Raw genomic sequence first — 21,384 nt, 5'->3', positions numbered from 1 at the left:
CGCCATGTCGCGGACTGCCATAGAACGGAGAACGCACGATGAACCTTCATTCCATGCTCGCGGAGCGCAACGCCAAGGGTCGGCCCGTGCGGGTCGGTCTGATCGGTGCGGGCAAGTTCGGCTCGATGGTGTTGGCGCAGGCGCGCAAGATCGAGGGCTATCACATTGTCGCTGTCGCAGACCTTGACGTCGGCAAGGCACGCGGATCGCTGGCGCGCACCGGTTGGGACAAAGAAGAATACGCCGCGACCTCGCTCGGGGATGCGATTGACACAGGCCGCACATTCGTGACGGACGATGTCCGCGCCATGTGCGATTTCGATGGCATCGAATGTGTGATCGAGGCCACCGGCCACCCGATCGCAGGCGTCCGCCACGCGCTCATGGCGATTGATGGCATGAAGCACATCGTCATGGTCAACGTTGAGGCCGACGTGATGTGCGGTCCGCTTCTGGGCAAGATGGCGCGTGAGAAAGGTCTGATCTACTCGATGGCCTATGGCGACCAGCCTGCCTTTATCTGCGAACTCGTGGACTGGGTGCGCTCCTGCGGTTTCGAGCTGATCTCGGCCGGCAAGGGCATGAATTTCCAGCCGGAATACCGCTATTCGACACCCGACACTGTTTGGGGCTACTTCGGCTGGTCGGACGAGTTCGTGGCTAAGGGCGACTTTAACCCGAAGATGTACAACTCCTTCACCGACGGCACCAAAGCCGCGATCGAGATGGCTGCCGTCGCCAACGCCACCGGACTTGACTGCCCGGACGACGGCCTCGCCTTCTATCCCTCCGGTCTGCATGACCTCGCTCAGGTGTTCAAACCGAAGTCCGATGGCGGCCGGATGCCCAAATCGGGCCTCGTGGACATCGCCGCGAGTCAGGAACCCGACGGCCGCGAAGTCGTCAACAACATCCGCTACGGCATGTTCGTGACGTTCAAGGCGCCGGACGAATACACCCGCGACTGTTTTGAACAATACGGGCTGCTCACCGACAAGTCCGGCTGGTATGGCTCGATGTGGCGGCCCTTCCACCTGATCGGTCTCGAGACCTCGGTCTCGGTGCTCTCTGCGGTGCTGCGCGGCGAACCCACGGGAACCTCCAAGGTCTTCAACGGCGATGCGGTGGCCACGGCCAAGTCCGATCTCAAGGCCGGCTCCTACCTCGATGGCGAGGGTGGTTTCGCCACCTGGGCCAAGGCGATCCCTGCGACACAGTCCTGTGCAATCGACGCGCTCCCGATGGGTCTTGCGCATCACGTCAAACTCAAGAACGACATCAAACGCGACCAGATCGTGCGCATGTCGGATGTCGAGTTTACCGACGATCTCGACGTGGTCGCACTGCGCCGCGAACAGGTCCGCGTCATGGGTCCGACCTCTCCGGTTGGCGCGCGCGAGGCGGTCGAGGCATGAGCTTCGTCGTCCTGCCAGAATTCCTGGTGGCCCCGGCACGCCTCGACGCGTTCCTCGAGGCCGCCGGGGCGGACGCGAGCCACTCCTGCGCGTTCGAAGAAGGGTGCCTGCAGTTCGACGTGATCGTGGAGCGCGCGCCTGAAGGGTCGCAGGATTCGGTGCGCGTGATGTTCTACGAGGTCTACGTCGACCGCGCGGCCTTTGACGCGCATCTCGAAACCCCCCATGTCGCGGCCTTCCGCGACATGCTGCACCTGTGCGACGAACAGCCGGTGCGCTTTCTGGACCGGAGGTTGCCGTGAACCACGATGCCTCCGCACACTCCGCCACCGCAGCGGAGGCCCTGACGGTCGCTCTGCTCGGAACCGGGCTGATGGGCGTACCTATGGCGGCCGCCTGCGCGCGGGCCGGTCACCGGATGCGCCTGTGGAACCGCGACACGCGCAAGGCCGAGGCCGTGGGGCTGGACACGCGGGTGTTTCACACTCCTGCCGAGGCGGTTGAGGGCGCGGAGGTCGTCATTGTGATGCTCTCTTCGGGTCCCGTCTGTGAAGAAATCCTCTTCGGCACGGACGCGACCGGCGGCGTCGCGCAGCGCATGTCGCCAGGCACGTCGTTGGTCGTGATGTCATCGATCGGCTTCGATGAGGCGCGCAACATGGCGCGGCGGGCACGCTCGCTCGGGCTGCGTTGGGTCGATGCTCCGGTCTCGGGCGGCACAAAAGGCGCCCGGGAGGCGACGCTCTCGATCATGGCAGGCGGCACACCGAACGACGTCGCTGCGGTGAGCCCGCTGCTAGGCTGTATGGGCACTGTCACCCATACCGGACCCGAAGGCACGGGCGCGCTGTGCAAACTCGTTAACCAGATGCTCGTGGCCTCAACCATTGCGGCTGTCTCTGAAGGGCTGCTGCTCGCACGGCGCGGCGGGGCCGATCCGGCCCGCGTGCGTCAGGCGCTGATGGGAGGGTTCGCAGGCTCGCGCATCCTCGAGCAGCATGGCGCCCGGATGATCGCAGAAGATTTCGAACCGGGCGGCCCGGCCAAATACCAGCTTAAGGACACCCGCGCGGCGCTCGCCGTGGCGCAGGACCTTGGCCTCGACCTGCCTGTTCTTGCCACCGCGGACGCGCTCTTTGCCGACCTGGTGGCCCACGACGGTGCGGACCTCGATCATTCCGCGCTGATCCTCGAATTGGAACGGCGTAACGCCATTCCACCGCAGGGAGCCACGCCGCTTCCCGCCTAATTGCACGGAGTGTGAAACTCCGGCACTATCGTCAAACTGGGAGGAGACCCGAATGACCCGTACCATCACCCGCCGCGTCCTGATGCAAGGCGCAGCCGCCATCGCCACCGCCGTTGCACTGTTGCAAGCACCCGCCGCTCAGGCAGCGACCAAGCTGCGCCTCGCTGTGCCCGATCCCGCCGAGAGCTCGGTCGGTCAGGCTGCCAGCCGCTTTGCAGAACTCGTGGACGCGAAGACCGGCGGCGAAGTGACCTTTCAAGTGTTCCCCGACGGCATTCTCTTCGGCAAGGACCAGAACGCAGCAATCAACCAGCTCGGCTCCGGCGCCCTCGACGGCCTGATCCTCGCGAGTTCGGTCTACGCGAGCTTCGAGCCAAAGATGAACGCCATCTCGCTGCCATACCTCTTCGCCGATTACGATCAGCTCCAAGGCTTTCTCTCCGGTGCGCCGGGTGACGAACTCAAAGCTTCGCTCGACCGCCTTAACATCCATGGTCTGGGCTTCTTTCTGCGCACCTTCCGGAACGTGACTTCGCGTGAGACCGCGATCACGACGGCTGCGGATTTCGACGGGCTGACCCTGCGGACGCCGAACAACCCGCTCTTTGTGGCGCTGTTCGATGCGCTCGGTGCCAACCCGACGCCGATGGCCTTCTCCGAAGTCTATTCCGCGCTTCAGCTGAAGGCGATCGACGGTCAGGAAAACCCGGTCGAGGTGCCATGGAACAACCGCCTCTATGAAGTGCAGGGCCAACTCAACATGACCCAGCACCTCTCGGACAGCTTCGTTCTCGCGCTCTCGAACGCGGCGTGGGACAAGATCCCCGAAGAATTCCACGCGGCCGTTCAGGAAGCAGCCGACGAGATGATCGCCGAGCATGACGCCAATGAGATCGCGCAGGAAGCAGAGATCATCGGCAAGCTCGAAGGCACTGGCATGCAGGTGAACCGCTTTGCCGACGGCGAGCTGGAAAAGGTGCAGGAAATTGCGCGCGGCATCTATCCGCAGTTCGCGGACAAGATCGGCGCAGAGTTCATGCAGATGAGCCTCGATTTCGTCGCCAACAACTGATCAGTCTTCAAAAGGGGCGGGGGCTATGGGCTTCCCCGCTCCGATCAGTAAACTGGTCGCGCAGCATACCGCGCCCCTCTCCCTTGGCCGTCGAGCAGGTCGGGAACAGGCAGGCGCGCAGCCGCCTTTTGATCCACGGCGTGTTGCGGAACTTGAAATATCGCGGAGGACAACATGAAATTTCTGGACAGAGCGATATGGCGTCTTGTCGACGGCATCCTTCTGACCGCCGTGCTCGGCATGGTGCTGCTCATCGGTTTGCAGGTCGGCACGCGGCTTCTGGGCAATTCCCTGCCCTGGACGGAAGAACTGTCGCGCTTTCTGTTCATCTGGACGATCTGGTTTGGCCTCGCAGCGGGCTTTCGCAACGGGCAACACCCTCGTGTAACGATTTTTTCCGACCTGCCGACGGGGCGGACCGCGCGCCGTGTGATTGACTTCCTGCCGGGCCTCGCGACCGCGCTGCTCTTTGCAGTGGTGACACGCCACGGCTGGGACCTGCTATGGCAGCAAATCCGTTTTGGCGAAACCTCGGCCATCCTTCAGATCGGCATGTGGATCGCCTCGGTTCCGGTGGTGCTCGGTGGGGCGCTCGCGGTGGTCGGTGCAATCGTGCATGCGCTTATCGAGCCGGACCCCGTGTCTTTCTCACCGGAAATGTCAGAGCCCGAAGTGGGGCCGAGCAAAGCAGTCATTGCGAGAGACGCCTCCAGCAAGGTCGACCTGAAGCACTCTGATACGCCTCCCCTTCGCCGGTCCCACGAGGACCATCGCAGCCTTTTTCAAGAAGGACGATCCGCATGAGCCTTACTCTGCTCGGAATTTTTTCGCTCTTAGCCGCCTTCGGCGTACCGCTCTCAGTTGCGCTCGGCCTCGGCACGCTGGCGGCGTTGCTCTTCTTTGACCTGCCAGTCTCCATGCTGACTCAATCGCTTGCGACCTCCATCAACTCATTCTTGCTGATCGCTGTGCCGCTCTTCATCCTCGCGGGCCAGATCATGGAACGCGGCGGGCTGTCCGAACGCATCTTCGACGCGGCTGAAGCCGTGGTCGGGCGCTTTCGCGGCGGCCTCGGCCATGTGAACATCGTGTCTTCCTTCGTGTTCGGCGGCATCTCCGGATCTTCGGTCGCGGATATCGCGAGCCTCGGGCCCATCACCATTCGCTCGATGACCTCGCGCGGCTACCCGAGGCCCTATTCAGCCGCGCTCACCCTCATCACCGCGACCCTAGCCACCCTCGTGCCGCCCTCGATCCTCATCATCGTCGCGGCCTCCGCCTCGGGCCAGTCGGTCGGTGGTGCGCTTGCAGGAGGCTTGGGGCCGGGGCTGCTGCTTGCGTTCTCTCTTGCACTCTATAACGGGATCGTCTCGCGCAAGCGCGGCTACGGTATGCTCACCCCCTTCAACCCGCGCGCCTCAATCCGAGCCTTTGCCCGCGCGCTACCCTCTGTCGGCGCCCCCATCATCATTCTCACGGGCATGTTTTCGGGGATCGTGACACCCACCGAAGCGGCGGGCCTTGCCGTGATTTACACGCTCCTGGTGGCCGGGATCGTCCATCGAGAGATGGGGCTGCGTGATCTCGTCCAACTCGCCATCCTCGCGGGTCAGCTTGCAGGCACCGTGCTCCTGATCCTCATGGTCGCCTCCGCCGCCACCTTTGTCTTCACCGTCGATCTGCTGCCCCAAAAAGCGTCGAGCCTCTTGTCAGGTTTCACAGGTTCGCCCTTCGTCACACTTCTGCTGATGGGTCTAGTGTTCCTAATCGTCGGGATGCTCATGGATATCGTCGCGGCCGCCCTTATGCTCATCCCGGTGCTGATGCCGGCGGCTGTCTCGGCCGGAGTCGATCCGATGCATTTCCTGATTTTCATGGTGACCTGCCTCGCCATAGGACTCGCCTCGCCGCCGGTGGGCACCTGCCTCTTCGCGACGGCCTATGTCTCGAAAGTGCCGGCCGAACGTCTGGTCGTGGCGACCTTGCCCTTTTATGCCATAAACCTTGTGGTTCTCGTGCTGGTCGCGGCCTTCCCGCAGATTGTGATGTGGCCGATGGAGCTTTTGACATGACGGACCCAAAGGCTCCGCGCCGCATCGTCGTCATGGGGGTAAGTGGCTGTGGCAAGTCGACTGTCGGAGAGGCGCTGGCGCAGGCGCTCGGCTATGCCTACCTCGAAGGCGATGACTTCCACCCTGCCGAAAACCGCAAGGCGATGTCAGAGGGACGGCCGCTCGACGACGCAATGCGGGCCCCTTGGCTGGATCTGATCCGCAACGAAATGGACCGTGCCGCAAAGGGAGAAGGGGGAGTGGTCGCCAGTTGCTCGGCGCTCAAACGCGCCTACCGTGAACGGCTATCGCGGGGGCAAACCGTATTGTTCGTCCATCTCGTGCTATCGGTCGAGGATGCGCAAGCCCGCATGCAGGCCCGCACGGATCATTTCATGCCCACGTGCCTCGCCGAGAGCCAGGCGCTCGCTCTCGAACCGCTCGATCCCGAGGAACTGGGCCTATCCTTCGACGCGCGCCTGCCGGTTGCAGCGATTGTCTCCTCAGTCCTCGCCGCGATGACATCCCAAGCTCGCTGAATGGCCTTCAGCCCCGGATATGCCGCGCGAAATCCGGAATAGGCATCCTCAAACGCGGCACTCATGCTTTGGTCCGGCAGAACGTTTCGGAACGCCGTGTATGCAGGGTGCTGGGAGGGCTCTGCTCCGGCTGAGTGCAGAATCGTACGTTCTCATGAGCGTTTTTGGTTTTCCTGACACAATGAGACTACCCCGCTGACAGGGGATGAGCCTGTACAGGCGCTGGAGACGGTGGGCCGAACCGATGGTTGTCATGCTCTCATCCGCGGATTGGATACCGCCTGACCTGGTGCGATACGGGTGACCTCTCTCTAAGAGCGGATATGTTTCCCAACGTGCTCCGAGGATTTCCCTATCATTGGCAGCTACCATCTCCAGCGTGCCGTACAGGCAGCTTGCGCGTGTCGATCACGCGGGCAGTGGCGTCTTTCGTGCGATGTCCCAGATGAAGCCCACCAGTTCGCGCGCGATCGCGGCCAACACGCGTGGTTGGGGTTTGCCAGAGTTCGACAAATGGCGGAACCGCTTGTACAGGCGGGTCTGCCCTTCCAGCCGATATCCCTGATTTCTTGGGGCAGATGGGCCGAGCGCTTGAGATACGGTTGCCCTTCTTTCGGCGGATGACGATAAGAGGTGTTGTCACGTTAAGCTTGGCACGGTTGCTCATTGCAGTGTCTGGACATAGTTCGGGAGGATGCAGAAACAGTTGATCAGCTACAAACGCCACCGCTTTCCGCCGCAAATCATCGCTCATGCGGTCTGGTCGTACGTTCGTTTCAACCTGAGCCTTCGCGAAGTGGAAGAGATGCTGCTGGAACGAGGCATCGACGTTTCCTATGAGACCATCCGGCGTTGGGGCCGCAAATTTGGGCCGCAGATCGCCCGGAACTTACGCCGCCGTCAGCGCCGCCCCGGCGATATCTGGCACCTCGATGAGGTTGTCGTGGTGATATCGGGGCGTAAATTCTGGCTTTGGTGCGCCGTCGATCAGGACGGGACCCGTGCTGGAGGAAATCCTTCAATCCAGGCGTAACAAACGAGCTGCAAAGCGCCTTTTGAGATCCCTGATAAAGCGATTTGGCCTGCCCAAGCGGATCGTCACCGACAAGCTGCGGTCCTATGGAGCCGCGAAACGTGACGTCGCACCGGGACTGGAACACCGTTCCCATAAAGGTCTGAATAACCGGGCTGAAAACAGTCACCTGCCGTTCAGGAAACGCGAACGCTGCATGCAAGGATTTCGCTCGCCTGGCGGATTGCAGCGATTTGTTTCCATCCATTCGCCAACCCGAAATTGCTTTTCCGTTCCATCCCGCCGCCGCACTGCCATGGCCATCCGATTTCATCGACTGGAAGCATTCGACATCTGGAAGACCGCCGCCGGGCTTGTTTAACTTTCCACCCAACAAACCATCTTCAGCCGGATACTGATTAACGTGACAACACCATAGAATCTCATTGAGAGGCTTCAAATCCGTTTGATTTCGCAAAGATACGCACTCAAATGGTCTCCGACCTTCACCGGGAACTAGTGTGCTAACCTTTCGCTCATATATACTTCATATTGTACGATGTACAATTAAAGATGTACATTTAAGAGCGCAAGTATTATAGAGAAATCATTCAAGTATTTGGAGAATGATATGCCTGCACGAACGACAAGATGGGAGTGCCTAAGTAGAGCTCTCGCGCAAGCCGAGAATCGGTACGTCCGTGAGCACCCGAAAAGTGAAGCCCAGTTTCGGAAAGCGGAGCAATCACTCCCCGCAGGGAACACGCGCAGCAGTCTCTTTTATGGGCCCTTCCCACTCACCATGGCACGTGGAGAAGGCACTTACCTTTGGGATTTGGACGGCCACAAATACCTAAATATGCTCAGCGAGTTTACCTCTGGCGTTTTTGGTCATTCACATCCGCGCATCGTCTCTGAAATTCAGGCGACAACTGCCGAGGGGTTGAACCTGTCGTCGCATACCGTTGGTGAAGCAAAATTAGCGGCGGCGATTTGTGCCCGTTTCGAATGTTTTGAAAAAGTGCGCCTGACCAACTCGGGAACCGAGGCGAACATCATGGCGATGGTTGCAGCACGTGCTATCACGGGACGTAACAAGATCGTAGTATTCAAAGGTGGCTACCACGGTGGCCCTCTTACTTTTGTAGGTGGTGCGAGCGCGAGCAACCTGCCGTTCGATTTTCTCTATGGCCGTTACAATGATCTGGATGCAACACTTGCCACCATTTCGCCGCACGTGGAGGACGTCGCTGCAGTTCTCGTTGAGCCTGTGCTCGGCGCCGGCGGCTGCATTTCGGGCGAAAAGGCATTTTTGACCGGTTTGCAAGACTGGTGCCGTAGCTCGGGAGCTCTTCTGATTTTGGATGAAGTTCAGACTGCTCGACATTATGCTGGGGGCATGCAACCGGAGTTGGGTCTCAATGCTGACCTCACAACGATGGGCAAATTTATAGGTGGGTGTATGCCCATTGGTGTGTTTGGCGGACGCGCGGACATCATGGATCGGTTTGATCCACGCCATGCGAATGCGCTGATGCACTCCGGCACATTTAACAACAATGCGATGACTATGCGAGCCGGCCTTGTGGGCATTACAGAGGTTTATACCTCCCAGGAAGCAAGGCGCCTGACCACGATGGGGGACGCTTTGCGTGCGCGCCTCAACTCAGTCTCTGCCGGAAGCGGTGCCCCGGTCCATGTTTCTGGCGTAGGTAGTATCATGAACATACATACCCAATCAGGGCCGGTTCGGTTCGCCGAGCAGGTTGCTCAAGAAAACAAAGAGTTGAAGGACCTCTTGTTCTTTGAGTTCCTCAACCATGGAATCTATTTAGCCAAGCGGGGTCTGGTGGCCTTGAACGTTTGTCACACTCAAGACGAATTGGACCGCTTCGTAGAAACATTCCGCAAAATTCTGATGACGCACACTTCGCTGTGGCATGAAATGGAAGGACAAAATTCATGAGCAGTACTTCTCTCGCCACCCTCAAGCGCGGGTCTCCGATCCAAGTGTTCTATTCTGGCAACCGGGCACATCTTCCGACGATCGACAGGGCTAACGGCGTCTACCTTTGGGACGCTACAGGCAAGAAATACCTCGACGCTTCGTCGGGCCCGGTGATTACGAATATTGGTCACGGCAACTCGAGCGTGCTTCAGGTCATGGCCGAACAAGCTGCCAAAGTTTGTTATGCAAGTCGTGCCGTTTTCGAAAACCAACCCAATCGCGAATTGGCCGAGAAGCTGATTGATCTGGCCGGTCCAGGGTTTGATCAGGTGTTCCTCGTCGGGAGTGGCTCGGAGGCAACGGAGGCAGCGATCAAGATGGCGCGACAATACGCCGTCGTCAAAGGCGAGGTAGGGCGAACCGTCGTGCTGGCGCGCAGCCCGAGTTATCATGGCGCTACCTTGGGGGCAGCAGCCGTCACCGGTGATCCGCTCTCGGATGATGTTTTTGAATCCGTGATGCGCATCATGCCAAAGGTGCCCGCGCCGTTTTCCTATCGCCTTCCCGAGGGTGTCAGCGCTGAAGACTATGCGCTGGACTGTGCTGCACAATTGGAGAAGCAGATCACGAATGTCGGATCCGAAAGAGTTTTGGCTTTTATCATGGAGCCGGTTGGAGGATTGGCCACTGGTGGCCTCGTGGCACCCGACAGTTATTACAAAGCGGTGCGCGACATCTGCACCAAACATGGCGTGCTTTTGATCTTTGATGAAGTCATGTGTGGCGCGGGACGCACTGGCACTTTCCTTGCGTCCGAGCATTGGCCTGAGGTGCGCCCTGATATTGTGACTCTGGCGAAGGGTGTTGCTGCAGGATACACTCCGCTCGCTGCGGTGCTCGTCCCAAACTGTATCGTTGAGCCAATCGTAGCCTCAGGTGGCTTCCTTCATGGGCACACTTATTCAGCCAATCCGCTTTCATGCGCTGTAGCTGTTGCAGTTCTTGACGAAATGCTGCGCCTGGATTTGATGTCCAACGCGCGGGAGATCGGTACCTATCTTATGGATGGTCTGCGTAAAATTGCGGATCAGTCCGAGATCATTGGCGACGTCCGCGGCAAGGGCATGTTGATTGCGGTTGAACTTGTCGTAGACAAGAAGTCGAAAGCGCCGATTCCGGCTGAGCACAGGGCGGTCTATCGACTTCTTGAGATCGGTATCGACAATGGCCTCTTGCTCTACACTCGGAAGACTGCCGGTGGGAAATTTGGCGAATGGGTCATGGTTACACCTCCCCTGACCCTGACGCGCAAAGAAGCAGACGGGTTGCTGCAATTGTTTGCAAAATCCATTGCGGATTTCGAGCAAGAATTGGCGAAAAAGGGCCTTCTGCAAGAGACTTGAAGCTCTTGGCGGAGTCTTCGAGTGCTCCGCCGAATTAACCTTTGGTTAGGCGCTGGAAAGTCTTCAGGGCTGTGCCAACTGCGCTTCCAAGCCGTCAACGAAAGCATGAATATACAGTTCGAAACCATCGTCCAAGGGTGCAGTTGTTCCGTTCTCCCATCTGAGAATGAAAGCGCGGTTTTGCAGGTCATTCAGATTCATTGCGGTTATCGGGTACTTTTGTGAATCAACTCCCCTGATGGTTTCTTGCATTGCAGCCGACCATTCTCCTTTTGCGTCCTCTGGGACCAAGGAAAATTCTTGAGTTGTGTAGGCTACCATCGCGGCGATTACAGCGTTGTATGCAGCTCTAAGTTTTGGGCCGTTGAACCCTGCCTCCGACAAAGCTGACAGAATGCTCTCGACCATCTCAAAATCGACACTGGTATTAGAAACCAGTTGGGCGCCAATCATGGGGGCAATGTTTGGATGAGCCCTGACGCGGTCTCTGTAGTTCCTGAACATCCCGATAAGACCATTTTTCCAATCATCGGCAAAATTGTCGGGTACGAGATCAACAAGAACTGAGCTGATAACTTCTCCGATGACAGCGTTGCGGTTGGGTAAGTGCCAGTAGATTGCTGTGGGATAGACGTTGAGTTCCTTGGCAAGCTTTCGCATCGAAAAGTTTTCAATGCCTTCGACGTCTATCAATTTCAGCGCTGCGGCGACAATTGCTTTTTTTTCAAGGTTTGGTGAGCCGTCTTTGCGCTTCCGCCTACCTCTTGGTTTACTTTGTTTCGAAAGTGGCAGCATTGAGTGACCTTTACCTGTTTCGTTACTTCTCTTTAATCCAAAGGCCATTTTCTGTGTGCACAAAAAATGCCCACATTAAGACGGAGCCTTCTTAAAGAGGCTAAAAAAAACCCATACTACAAATGTATAGGCAACTTGTGACTGTTCAAGGCAAAAACGGCTTGCGTCACCCCATTTTAATGTACACCGTACATTTAACGATGTAATTTTCATTAGATCAGAAGGAACTCAGATATGAAACGACTGCTCGAATCTCTGACACTGGCGACGGCTCTCGCATCGCCCGCAGCGGCCGATGATATCAAAGTTGGACTCCTTTTGGCGTTCACCGGTCCATTAGAGTCCGTTACCCCCGATATGGCCGCCGGGGCGGAACAGGCGATTGCCGAAGTGAATGCCGCTGGCGGGCTCTTGGATGGGCAATCTGTAGTAAGTGTTCGCGGAGATTCCACCTGCCTCGACGCAGGCGCGGCAACCGCGGCGGCAGAGCGGCTTATCTCAGGTGTCGGCGTAGATGCCATTATCGGCGCAACTTGTTCAGGTGCATCGACAGCAATTCTCCAGAATGTGGCGCTGCCGAAAGGTGTGATCATGGTCTCTCCTTCTGCAAGTTCTCCTGGCTTGTCGAACGTCATAGATAATGACCTATTCTTCCGGACAGCTCCGTCTGATGCGCGCCAGGGAGAAGTGATTGCTCAGGTCATGATCGAACGCGGTGTAAGACAAGCGGCATTGACATATACAAACAATGATTACGGAAAAGGTCTCTCAGACAGTATCGCCAACAGCTTCGAGGCTCTTGGCGGCAAGATTACGATCAATTCGTCGCATGAAGACGGGAAAGGTGACTACAGCGCTGAGGTGGCGTCTCTTGCCGCAGCGGGGGGTGATGTTTTGATAGTGGCCGGGTACCAAGACCAGGGTGGGAAAGGCATCATCAGTAGTGCAATCGACCTAGATGCATTTCAAACCTTCGTGCTTCCCGATGGCATGTCCGGCGAGGAGCTCTTCAACACATTCGGCTCCGATCTTGAAGGCTCTTTCGGTATCGTGCCAGGAGCTGAGGGTAGCGCTTCCGAGACATTTTCAGGCATCGCCGAAATATCTAATTTCAAAGTTGGCCCATATGTCGGCGAGTCCTATGATGCGGCGGCGATCCTTATGCTTGGCATACAGGCCGCCGGAAGCGTGGATAGTGGCGCAGTGAAGCACCGGATTATAGATGTTGCGAACGCGCCGGGTGAGCCAATTCAACCTGGGGAGCTTGCAAAGGCACTTAAGATCCTCAGTGAAGGGGGCGCAGTGAACTACCAAGGCGCATCGGGCGTCGAATTGGTCAGCCCAGGTGAAAGCGCCGGAAACTTCCGAGAGTTCGTCATCCAAGACGGCACGCAAACCACCGTGAGATTTCGCTGAATGTCTAAATTTGCTAGGCATTTATATAGCTTAGCCAGCTTTTCTAGGATCATTGAAAATGATTGTCGTAGACAGCCTCCACAAACACTTTGGAGGGGTAAAGGCCGTAGACGGTGCTTCCCTCCAGATCAAGACTGGTAGCATTACCGGGCTCATCGGGCCGAACGGCGCAGGTAAGACAACGCTCTTCAATGTCATTGCAGGTCATTATAAGCCGACATCAGGTGTTGTGCATCTCGACGGGCGGGACATCACGGGTTTGGAACCTCATGAGTTGTTTTCTGCTGGGTTGCTTAGAACTTTCCAGGTCGCTCATGAGTTTTCAACTTTGACCGTACGCGAGAACCTCATGATGGTTCCAGATCATCAGCCAGGGGAAAAGCTTCTAAATGCTTGGTTCAGCCCACAGCGCGTTCGAGAGCATGAAAAATTGGTTCGGCGCAAAGCCGATGAGGTGATTGAGTTCCTCGAAATTTCCCATGTAGCAGACGAGTTGGCCGGCAACCTTTCTGGTGGTCAGAAGAAGCTCTTGGAATTGGGTCGCACCATGATGGTTGATGCGCGCATTGTCTTCCTTGATGAGGTCGGAGCAGGGGTTAATCGAACCCTATTAAACACGATAGGTGACGCGATCGAACGGCTGCGGGACGAGCGACACTACACGTTCTGCCTTATCGAGCACGACATGGATTTTATCACACGCATGTGTGACCACGTGATCTGTATGGCTGAGGGCACCGTGATGGCCGAGGGAACGGCTGAAGAAATTAAGAATAATGAAGCGGTCATCGATGCTTACCTCGGTACAGGTCTCAAGAATAGGAAGGTGGCCTCATGAGCTTTTTGAAAGGCAAGGGCATGGTCGGTGGTTACGGCGGGGCAAACATTCTTAACGGATGTGATCTTGAGGTGAATCGCGGTCAGATCGCGGTGATTGTCGGTCCAAATGGAGCCGGAAAATCGACCGGTATGAAGGCCCTTTTGGGGATGCTGAAATTGACGGAAGGAGTCGTCAGTTTAGGCGGCAAGGATTTGAGCGATTTGTCGCCACAAGGACGTGTGGCCGCGGGAATGAGTTTCGTGCCTCAAGTGCGCAATGTCTTTCCGACGATGACCGTACGCGAAAACCTTGAAATGGGAGGGGTAATACGAGACGACAGCATCGAGCAAATGATCGAAGAAGTCTATCAATTGTTCCCGGCACTATACGAAAAAAGACACCAAAGGGCTGGTGAATTGTCGGGGGGGCAACGCCAGCAGGTCGCGGTTGGACGTGCCTTAATGACACGTCCGAGCGTTCTGTTGCTCGACGAGCCGACCGCAGGGGTTTCGCCAGTAGTGATGGACGAATTGTTTGATCGGATCATCGAAATCGCGCGGACTGGCCTCGCTGTTCTAATGGTTGAGCAGAACGCCCGTCAAGCTCTTGAAATAGCAGATATTGGCTATGTTCTGGTACAGGGTAGAAACCGTTTCACGGGAACGGGTTCTGCTCTCATGGCTGACGCCGAAGTGCGCAAATCCTTCTTGGGAGGCTGAGATGCAAAGCTATCTTGACGCTGTATTGCTTCTTACCAACTACCTGCTTGTTCCGGGACTTGCCTATGGCTGCCAACTCGCCTTGGGCGCTCTTGGAGTGACATTGGTGTTTGCCATCCTGCGGTTTTCAAACTTTGCCCATGGCGAGCTGATGTCCTTCGGAGCAATGCTGGCCATATTTGTCACATGGGCCTTCCAAGCCGCAGGTATCAGCTTTGGCGCTGTTCCGACTGCTCTTGTAGCACTGCCTTTTGCCATGGTGGGCACCGTTCTTGCCGCCCTCTTTACGGACCGGAGTGTTTACCGGTTCTATCGGGAAAAACGCTCAGATCCCGTAATCCTTATGATCACTTCTATCGGCGTCATGTTTCTAATGGCTGGAATAATTCGTTTTATCATTGGTCCCGACGACCGAGTGTTCAGCGACGGTGCGCGTTTTCTGTTGAAAGCGCGTAGCTTTAAGGAGACGTGGGGCACGTCCGAAGGTTTGACCATTAAAACGTCACAGGCGATTACCGTATCGGTGACGCTAATCGCAGGACTTCTGCTGTTCTGGTTCCTCGACAAAACCAAGACAGGAAAAATGATGCGCGCATATTCCGACAACGAGGATCTCGCACTGCTCTCTGGCATTAACCCAGAGAAAATCGTGAAGTATACTTGGGCAATTGCCGCAATTCTGGCGACACTAGCTGGGACGCTGTACGGTCTGGACAAGAGCTACAAACCGTTTGTCTACCAGCAAATATTGTTGCCCATATTCGCTGCGGCAATCGTTGGTGGCCTGGGCAATCCTCTTGGTGCAGTGGCTGGTGGTTTTTTGATCGCTTTTTCAGAAGTGTCACTCACCTACGCCTACACAAAATTTCTGGGCTACACGCTACCAAACGATTGGGTTCCCGAGGGCTTGGTTCAATTCCTACCAACTGACTACAAATTCGCGATTTCATTCGTGATCCTCGTGCTCGTACTTCTCTATCGCCCCACTGGGCTTTTTCGGGAGAAAACCAAATGACTTCGCTTCGTTCACCTTACCTTTTGTTCTGCGCTTATGCGCTTGCAATTCTGACAATCGCGATGATTCAGAGTTTGTCTGTCGCGCTCGGAATTCTGACTCTTGGTGTCATTTCGGCGATCATGGCATTGGGGAATAACATTCAGTGGGGCTATGCAGGACTGCTGAACGTAGGAACAATGGGATTTGCCGCAATTGGAGGGGCCACAGCTGTCTGGATTGCAGCAGAACCGGTGCCCGATGCCTGGCGGGCTGGGGGAAAGGACCTTGCATCCGCTGCTGCGTTGATGTTGGTAGCGGTCGCGTGCATCATCCTTGCAAAGCGATATCTCAGGGCGCATCCCAAGGTATTGATCAGCGTTATCTCTGTCATTGGTATTGTGGCATACGCCCTTGGGCGCCCACTTTTTTTCGCTGCTGTTGATGCAATCGAAGCAGTTGACCCCGCGATGCTTGGCTTCATCGGAGGTCTGGGCGCTCCCATAATGTTGGCCTGGATCTTCGGGGCCTTAATTGCTGCTGGTGCTGCGTGGTTGATTGGTAAGGTTGCCTTGGGGTTGCGGGCTGACTACTTGGCAATTGCGACTCTCGGGATTGCCGAAATCCTCGTTGCCATACTCAAGAATGAAGATTGGCTAACCCGCGGAGTGAAAAATGTTACCGGACTGCCGAGGCCAGTTCCCTACGAAGTAGATCTTGTCCGAGCGGATTGGGTTGTTTATCTGTCCCAATTCTTTGGCGTGGAAGCAGATGACTTGGCCAACATTCTCGTCCGTCTTAGTTTTTGCACATTGTTCATCGCTGTGCTTCTTGTTTTGACATGGTTGGCAGAGAAAGCTTTGCGTGCGCCATGGGGACGAATGATGCGTGCGGTCCGCGACAACGAAACAGCCGCGCGAGCAATGGGCAAAGATGTTACCCGCCTTCATTTACAAGTCTTTGTACTGGGGTCTGCAATTGTTGGTCTCGCGGGTGCGATGCTTGTGACGCTGGATGGGCAGTTCACACCCGGAACCTATCAGCCGCTGCGATTTACCTTTTTGATTTGGGTGATGGTCATCGTTGGAGGTTCCGGTAACAATTGGGGGGCAATTCTGGGTGGTCTTGTCATTTGGATGTTGTGGGTAGAGGCCGAACCTATCGGTACCTTTGCTCTTGGAGTGTTCACCTCCTTCTTACCTGAAACTAGCCCTTTCAAGGAGCATTTGATGTCAAATGCGGCACAGATGCGCGTTGCACTCATGGGACTAATTCTGCTTCTCGCGCTTCGATTTTCTCCCAATGGCATGATCCCGGAGAAAAGTGCCCGGTCCGGCTGATTGAGAAGAGCGGTTGCTCACAAAGACTTCGGCCCATCGGAAGGTTTGTGCGTAGGATTACTCTAAGCGAGAACTTTTCGTGAACATATTCACGCTCCCCAGTCTCTGGCTGGTCTGATGTTCAGCGGTCGCGCAATTTTTCGGTCAGCGGCCCCGGAATGCCAATCGAAGTCGCCAGATAGGATGACGTGCTCCCACCCGAGCGGCGAGGCATGCGGAAGCAGCTTGGCGTCGTAGAGGGGGCTGTTCTGCGCGACGTAGTTGGCGGCCTTGCCCATGTAAATCGTATTCCAGAACGTGATGGCGGCGATGACGAGGTTGAGCGCCATGGCTCGCTTTTGTTGGGCCGCGTCTGAGCGATCATGAATGCGCCCTTGTGAGTGGGCAAAGACGGCCCTGGCCAATGAGTGGCGTGCTTCACCTTTGTTCAGGCCAGCGTGGCATTCCATGCGAAGGTCGGCGTTCTCGATCCAGTCGAGCATAAAGAGTGTGCGCTCGATCCGGCCGATTTCACCCAGGGCGAGATATAGTCGGTTTTGCTGGCGGTACGCACCAAGCTTGCGCAGGATTTCAGACGGTTTGAGAGACTTCTCGCGGATGCTGGCCGCGAGCCGCATGATATCGCCCCAATGCTGCCGGATAACCTCTTCGTTGATTGGCCTCCCAATGAGGGAGGACAGGGTGGGCCACGCCTTCGTGCTTCCAAAGCAGGCCAACCGCCGGTCAGGAAAGTCGCGCAGGCGCGGGGCAAAGGTCATCCCCAAGAGATGGAACAGGGCGAAGACGTGGTCCGACACGCCGCCGGTGTCTGTGTAATGCACGAGCGGGTCGAAGCTGGCCGGGTTTGTCAGGAGGCCGTCAAGCACGAAAGGGGCTTCGCCTGCCGTCGCCCCGATGACACTGGAATGGAAGGATCCGTATTGGCCCGACAGGAAGGAATAGATTTTCAGACCTGGATCAGGACCATACTTCGCGTTGATGAGCCCGCTGCCGCGATTGGCAGCAAAGAACTGGCCATCCGACGAGCTTTGCTCCGCCGCGCCCCAGTGCTGCGCAAAAGGCAGGCTATGATGGGCGTCGACGATACGACCCAAGGCATCCGCGAATGTCTCCGGCCGAAGATACCATGTCTGCGCCCAGGTCAGCTGCGCATGGCTAACGCGCGATGAAGCATGGGCCATCCGCTCCAAGCCGAGATTGGTGGCCCCGGCCAGAATCGTGGCCAGAACGGCGGCAGGTTCATCGTGCTGCTTGCCAGACCGCAGATCGGTGAAGGCATCAAGGAACCCGGTCTGCGCGTTTACCTCCCAAAGCAACTCCGTGATGCGGATGCGGGGCATCACGGCGTCAATCGCCCGTTCCAGGCGCACAGCGGCGGGCGGTGTGACCGCGTCATGCGGTGTAACTTTCAACCGCCCACGTTCAATTCGTACACCAGAGAGCCCATTGCGCTTCAGGGCGCGCTCTACCTGGTCAAAGCGTTTCGCCATCGTTGCCCGCCGGTCAGACAGCCATGCGTCTGGGTCGGTTTCGAAGCCCGCATCCCGCATGATGATTTCGGCTTTGTCCCGTGGCTGCAGGTAGCTGTCGAACCGGCGATATTCACGGCTTCCGTCGACCCAGACATCCCCGGCACGCAGGCGCTCGCGCAAGGTGGACACAACGGCGGTCTCGTACACACGCCGTTGCGGCTTACCATCCTGGACGATCAGCGACGGCCAATGCTTGGCCACGAAGGGCATGGGCGGATCATCGGGCAACTTGCGTCTACCGGTGCGGTTCTGGTCGCGCAGCAAAGCGATTGCGTCCTTGAGGTCATCCCCCGCATCGGTGGCGCTGAACTCGAAAGCTTCAAGGAATGCAGGGGCAAACTTGCGCATATAGGCGTAGCGCTCAGCCGCCAGAGCGAGCGGGTCACTCGTTGCCAGCTCTCCGAAGCCAGCGATTTCGTCACGCTTGCCCAAGAGAGTTGCCCACCCGACATCCGCATCCAACGCAGCAAAGGGATCTTGCCCCAGATCTTGTGCGCGGGCCATGGCATCAATGGACGCGCCGAAGAGTTGCATCAGTTTGCCAACCTTGGTCTTGCCAATGCGCCAGACCTCCTCCTGGCGATTGCGGGAGCGTGAGAAGAGCTGGCCGGTCAGTCGCTCGAACATGGCGATGGTCGCGTCGGTGATCGTGATGGATAAATCCGCCATCTGCGCCGCGAGCGTTGCGATCCGTCGCCGTTCGCCAAAATCGTTCAGCAAGCTCACAGGGGCCACCGCGCCCTCGCGCGCGAACTTGAGCAGCCGGTCAGGGTGGAGGCCATGCCCAAGGTTTGGCGGCAAATCTAACGATCGCAGATAGTTCAAGCGATCCAGAAGCGCGGTCATGCTGGCTGGACTGGTCGAATGCGGATAGCCACGCAACCACGTGAGACGCGTTTGCCCAACAGACGGATCGTTCACCAAGAGCGCCTGTAACTGGGCACGTTGCTCCGGTGAGAGAACATCAAACAGCGCAGCGGCAGCTTCACGCCGGGCGCGAGCACGCCCCTTCAGGGCAAGGCGCTCAAGCCTATCCACGGGCGGCAGCACCAGATGCTGCCAACGCAGCTCCGCAACGAGCGTCTCAACAATCTTCACACCATGATCTGTCGCGAAGGCCGCCGTCGTGGCGATATCCTCCGCCATTGCCATATGCTCGTTGGTGAATGGCACCAGGTCCAGATGCTGCAGCGCAAGAGCTTGATGCGCCGAGCGTGTCGCTCCACGGCTGGCGTAATTTAGAAGGTGCGCAGCGGGGAGATGCAGCTGGTCGCCAAGAAAATCCAAGAGAGCTGCAGGTAATACCACCCCATCGCGCCATCCTTGGCCCGGGTGGCGGAGCAGAGAGATATGGACAGCCAGCCCGAACCGATTTTCATCGCGGCGGCGCGTGCAGATCAATTCCAGATCCGAAGGGGACAGCAAGTAATGGCGCATCAGGCCATCAGAGCCTGTCGGGATATCGAAGAGGTCTGCCCGGGAACGGGCGGAAAGCAGTGAACGACGGGGCATAGGTGTCCTCAAAACGGTGTTGAAGTTTTCTGGACACGCTTTAATATGAAGACTAATAAATAGACAGATATCGATACCCGGAAGGACAATCTCCCATCTCTTTGGCGGATGTCCCTAAACCGTTCGTTTTGGAGACACCATGCCACGCACCGGCGACATCCTCGGATACGCAAGGGTCTCAACAGCCGACCAGGATTTGACCGCTCAGAAAGATCGACTGATACAACACGGCGCTATTCGCGTATTCGAGGACGTGATCTCCGGGAAGACGTTCAACCGACTAGGGCTAACAGAACTGCTTGATCAAGCTCGCCCCAACGACACCCTCGCCGTTATCCGCCTTGATCGATTGGGGCGCTCGCTCAAGGAACTGCTGGAAACCGTCGATGACCTCAAGGCCAGAGAGATCAACCTGATCAGCCTTGAAGAACGGATCGACACGACATCAGCCGCTGGCGAACTCGTATTCCACGTCTTCGGGGCCATCGCGCATTTCGAGCGCCGCCTGATCTCTGAGCGCACCAAAGACGGCCTGATCAACGCACGAAAACATGGCCGCACCCCTGGGCGCCCACCATTGCAACCCGAGACAATCTCAGCCCTCCAAGATCTCGTCAGCGCCGGAAAATCCGTCGCTCAAGCCGCAAAACACCTCGGCATAGGCAGATCAACAGCTTACAAGGTCATCAGAAACAACAGCACGGCGCAAATGTTCGCGGAAAGTTCTGCCTTAGAGTAATCCTACGCACAAACCTTCCGGTGGGGCCTTTGAAGATGTGTCTTTTTTGTCGGGTTATGCCCTCGGACATCTGCATCTTGTGGCCACGCAGCCGGAGGTGCCCCACGCTTTGTTGCGGGATCGGTTGGCTTTGCGTGCGGCGGAGGCCTGTGTGGCTGTCTCCGGACGGTTTGAGCGGGCAGGGGAGTTGCGCGACTCCTGCCATTTGTTGCGTCCGGGAGACCTTCCCGGTCCTGCGGGAGAGGTTTATTTGCAATGGCGGGGGGCGGTCGAACGTCCGATGTCTCCGAAGGTCCTGCAAGGTACGTTACAGGAGTTCGAATTCGCAGATGTGGCGGCTTGGCTCGATACGGGGCAGGGGGTGCCGCTCAGACGGGCGGCGGCGGTATTGGAGACAGTTTTGGCGGAACGTCCCCGCGCACGCGCGGCGGCGTTGATCATGGCGGAGGCGGCCTTGGCGCAAGGGATGGGGGTGACGCATCTGTTGCCGTTGCTCACGCTCGGGTTGAAGCGGTCAGACATTAAATTGCAGGGCGAGACGCTGGTCGAGGCCTGCCATCGCGCGGTGCTTTCTGCGGTGCCTGAGGTGCTGACACTTGCCGCTGATCTCTCCCGCAAAGCCGCGCATCTCTCGGCGGTCGCGCCAAAACTCCGGGCCAAGGGGGCAGGGGAGGCGGTCGCGATGTTCCTGAGCCGGGATGCGGTGGCCCCTTCGGCGCTGCCGCTGCCGGATCGGGCGGCGCGGCGGCTCTGTGACCGATTGGTCGAGTTGGGTGCGGTGCGCGAACTCACCGGACGTGACACGTTCCGGCTATATGGAGTGTGAGC

The 21,384-nt window shown here is 57.6% G+C and carries 18 protein-coding genes and 1 pseudogene; 17 read left to right on the top strand and 2 right to left on the bottom strand.

What is annotated here, in order from left to right; all coding sequences use genetic code 11:
- Nucleotides 1–38 precede the first annotated feature (38 nt).
- From ACYBHZ_RS18420 to ACYBHZ_RS18375, 10 genes and pseudogenes are all read left to right on the top strand, one after another.
- A complete protein-coding gene (locus ACYBHZ_RS18420; RefSeq protein WP_460275772.1) occupies nucleotides 39–1,415 on the top strand; it encodes an NAD(P)H-dependent oxidoreductase in 1,377 nt (458 codons plus the stop codon).
- The gene (locus ACYBHZ_RS18415; protein ID WP_460275771.1) at nucleotides 1,412–1,717 is read left to right on the top strand and encodes a putative quinol monooxygenase; all 306 of its coding nucleotides are present in this window, start codon (nucleotides 1,412–1,414) and stop codon (nucleotides 1,715–1,717) included. The genes ACYBHZ_RS18420 and ACYBHZ_RS18415 overlap by 4 nt, the downstream gene beginning before the upstream one ends.
- On the top strand, nucleotides 1,672–2,664 hold the full coding sequence (locus tag ACYBHZ_RS18410) for an NAD(P)-dependent oxidoreductase (protein ID WP_460275769.1): 993 nt from the start codon (nucleotides 1,672–1,674) through the stop codon (nucleotides 2,662–2,664). The genes ACYBHZ_RS18415 and ACYBHZ_RS18410 overlap by 46 nt, the downstream gene beginning before the upstream one ends.
- Nucleotides 2,665–2,716: 52 nt before the next feature.
- A complete protein-coding gene (locus ACYBHZ_RS18405) occupies nucleotides 2,717–3,736 on the top strand; it encodes a DctP family TRAP transporter solute-binding subunit (RefSeq protein ID WP_460275768.1) in 1,020 nt (339 codons plus the stop codon).
- Nucleotides 3,737–3,910: 174 nt separating this feature from the next.
- On the top strand, nucleotides 3,911–4,540 hold the full coding sequence (locus ACYBHZ_RS18400) for a TRAP transporter small permease (RefSeq protein WP_460275767.1): 630 nt from the start codon (nucleotides 3,911–3,913) through the stop codon (nucleotides 4,538–4,540).
- Complete coding sequence (locus ACYBHZ_RS18395) at nucleotides 4,537–5,808, top strand: TRAP transporter large permease (protein ID WP_460275766.1); 1,272 nt, start codon at nucleotides 4,537–4,539, stop codon at nucleotides 5,806–5,808. The genes ACYBHZ_RS18400 and ACYBHZ_RS18395 overlap by 4 nt, the downstream gene beginning before the upstream one ends.
- Entirely contained in the window at nucleotides 5,805–6,326 is a 522-nt protein-coding gene (locus ACYBHZ_RS18390) for a gluconokinase (protein WP_460275765.1), read from the top strand. Before ACYBHZ_RS18395 ends, ACYBHZ_RS18390 begins: the two co-directional genes overlap by 4 nt.
- Nucleotides 6,327–7,020: 694 nt before the next feature.
- A pseudogene (locus ACYBHZ_RS18385) lies at nucleotides 7,021–7,720 on the top strand (IS6 family transposase).
- A gap of 249 nt (nucleotides 7,721–7,969) precedes the next feature.
- Nucleotides 7,970–9,304, top strand: coding sequence for an aspartate aminotransferase family protein (locus ACYBHZ_RS18380; RefSeq protein WP_460275764.1), 1,335 nt, complete (start codon nucleotides 7,970–7,972; stop codon nucleotides 9,302–9,304).
- Nucleotides 9,301–10,689: an aminotransferase family protein gene (locus ACYBHZ_RS18375; protein ID WP_460275763.1), complete on the top strand. Its 1,389-nt coding sequence runs from the start codon at nucleotides 9,301–9,303 to the stop codon at nucleotides 10,687–10,689. The genes ACYBHZ_RS18380 and ACYBHZ_RS18375 overlap by 4 nt, the downstream gene beginning before the upstream one ends.
- A gap of 63 nt (nucleotides 10,690–10,752) precedes the next feature.
- Here ACYBHZ_RS18375 and ACYBHZ_RS18370 read toward each other — a convergent pair whose 3' ends face one another.
- Complete coding sequence (locus ACYBHZ_RS18370; RefSeq protein ID WP_460275762.1) at nucleotides 10,753–11,484, bottom strand: TetR/AcrR family transcriptional regulator; 732 nt, start codon at nucleotides 11,482–11,484, stop codon at nucleotides 10,753–10,755.
- Nucleotides 11,485–11,718: 234 nt separating this feature from the next.
- Here ACYBHZ_RS18370 and ACYBHZ_RS18365 point away from each other — a divergent pair, with 234 nt between their 5' ends.
- From ACYBHZ_RS18365 to ACYBHZ_RS18345, 5 genes are read left to right on the top strand one after another with little or no spacing between them, the layout of a single operon-like run.
- Nucleotides 11,719–12,900, top strand: coding sequence for an ABC transporter substrate-binding protein (locus ACYBHZ_RS18365; protein WP_460275761.1), 1,182 nt, complete (start codon nucleotides 11,719–11,721; stop codon nucleotides 12,898–12,900).
- A gap of 58 nt (nucleotides 12,901–12,958) precedes the next feature.
- Nucleotides 12,959–13,738, top strand: a complete 780-nt coding sequence (locus ACYBHZ_RS18360) for an ABC transporter ATP-binding protein (protein WP_460275760.1) — start codon at nucleotides 12,959–12,961, stop codon at nucleotides 13,736–13,738.
- On the top strand, nucleotides 13,735–14,439 hold the full coding sequence (locus ACYBHZ_RS18355; protein WP_460275759.1) for an ABC transporter ATP-binding protein: 705 nt from the start codon (nucleotides 13,735–13,737) through the stop codon (nucleotides 14,437–14,439). The genes ACYBHZ_RS18360 and ACYBHZ_RS18355 overlap by 4 nt, the downstream gene beginning before the upstream one ends.
- Nucleotide 14,440: 1 nt before the next feature.
- Entirely contained in the window at nucleotides 14,441–15,454 is a 1,014-nt protein-coding gene (locus tag ACYBHZ_RS18350; protein ID WP_460275758.1) for a branched-chain amino acid ABC transporter permease, read from the top strand.
- Nucleotides 15,451–16,773 carry a branched-chain amino acid ABC transporter permease gene (locus ACYBHZ_RS18345; RefSeq protein WP_460275757.1) on the top strand — a complete coding sequence of 441 codons (1,323 nt, stop codon included), beginning with the start codon at nucleotides 15,451–15,453 and terminating at the stop codon, nucleotides 16,771–16,773. The genes ACYBHZ_RS18350 and ACYBHZ_RS18345 overlap by 4 nt, the downstream gene beginning before the upstream one ends.
- Before the next feature lie 89 nt (nucleotides 16,774–16,862).
- Here the strand turns inward: ACYBHZ_RS18345 and ACYBHZ_RS18340 are convergent, their stop codons facing one another.
- Nucleotides 16,863–19,817 (bottom strand): Tn3 family transposase, encoded by a 2,955-nt coding sequence (locus ACYBHZ_RS18340; RefSeq protein WP_460275756.1) that lies wholly within the window; start codon nucleotides 19,815–19,817, stop codon nucleotides 16,863–16,865.
- A gap of 139 nt (nucleotides 19,818–19,956) precedes the next feature.
- Here ACYBHZ_RS18340 and ACYBHZ_RS18335 point away from each other — a divergent pair, with 139 nt between their 5' ends.
- Entirely contained in the window at nucleotides 19,957–20,556 is a 600-nt protein-coding gene (locus ACYBHZ_RS18335; RefSeq protein ID WP_460275755.1) for a recombinase family protein, read from the top strand.
- Between the two features lie 37 nt (nucleotides 20,557–20,593).
- Nucleotides 20,594–21,382, top strand: coding sequence for a DUF1403 family protein (locus tag ACYBHZ_RS18330; RefSeq protein ID WP_460275754.1), 789 nt, complete (start codon nucleotides 20,594–20,596; stop codon nucleotides 21,380–21,382).
- The last annotated feature ends 2 nt before the right edge of the window (nucleotides 21,383–21,384 follow it).

The organism is Celeribacter sp. ULVN23_4 (assembly GCF_054788345.1).
The sequence above is the reverse complement of the archived record's forward strand: the minus strand, read 5'-3'. Positions and strand labels throughout refer to the sequence as shown.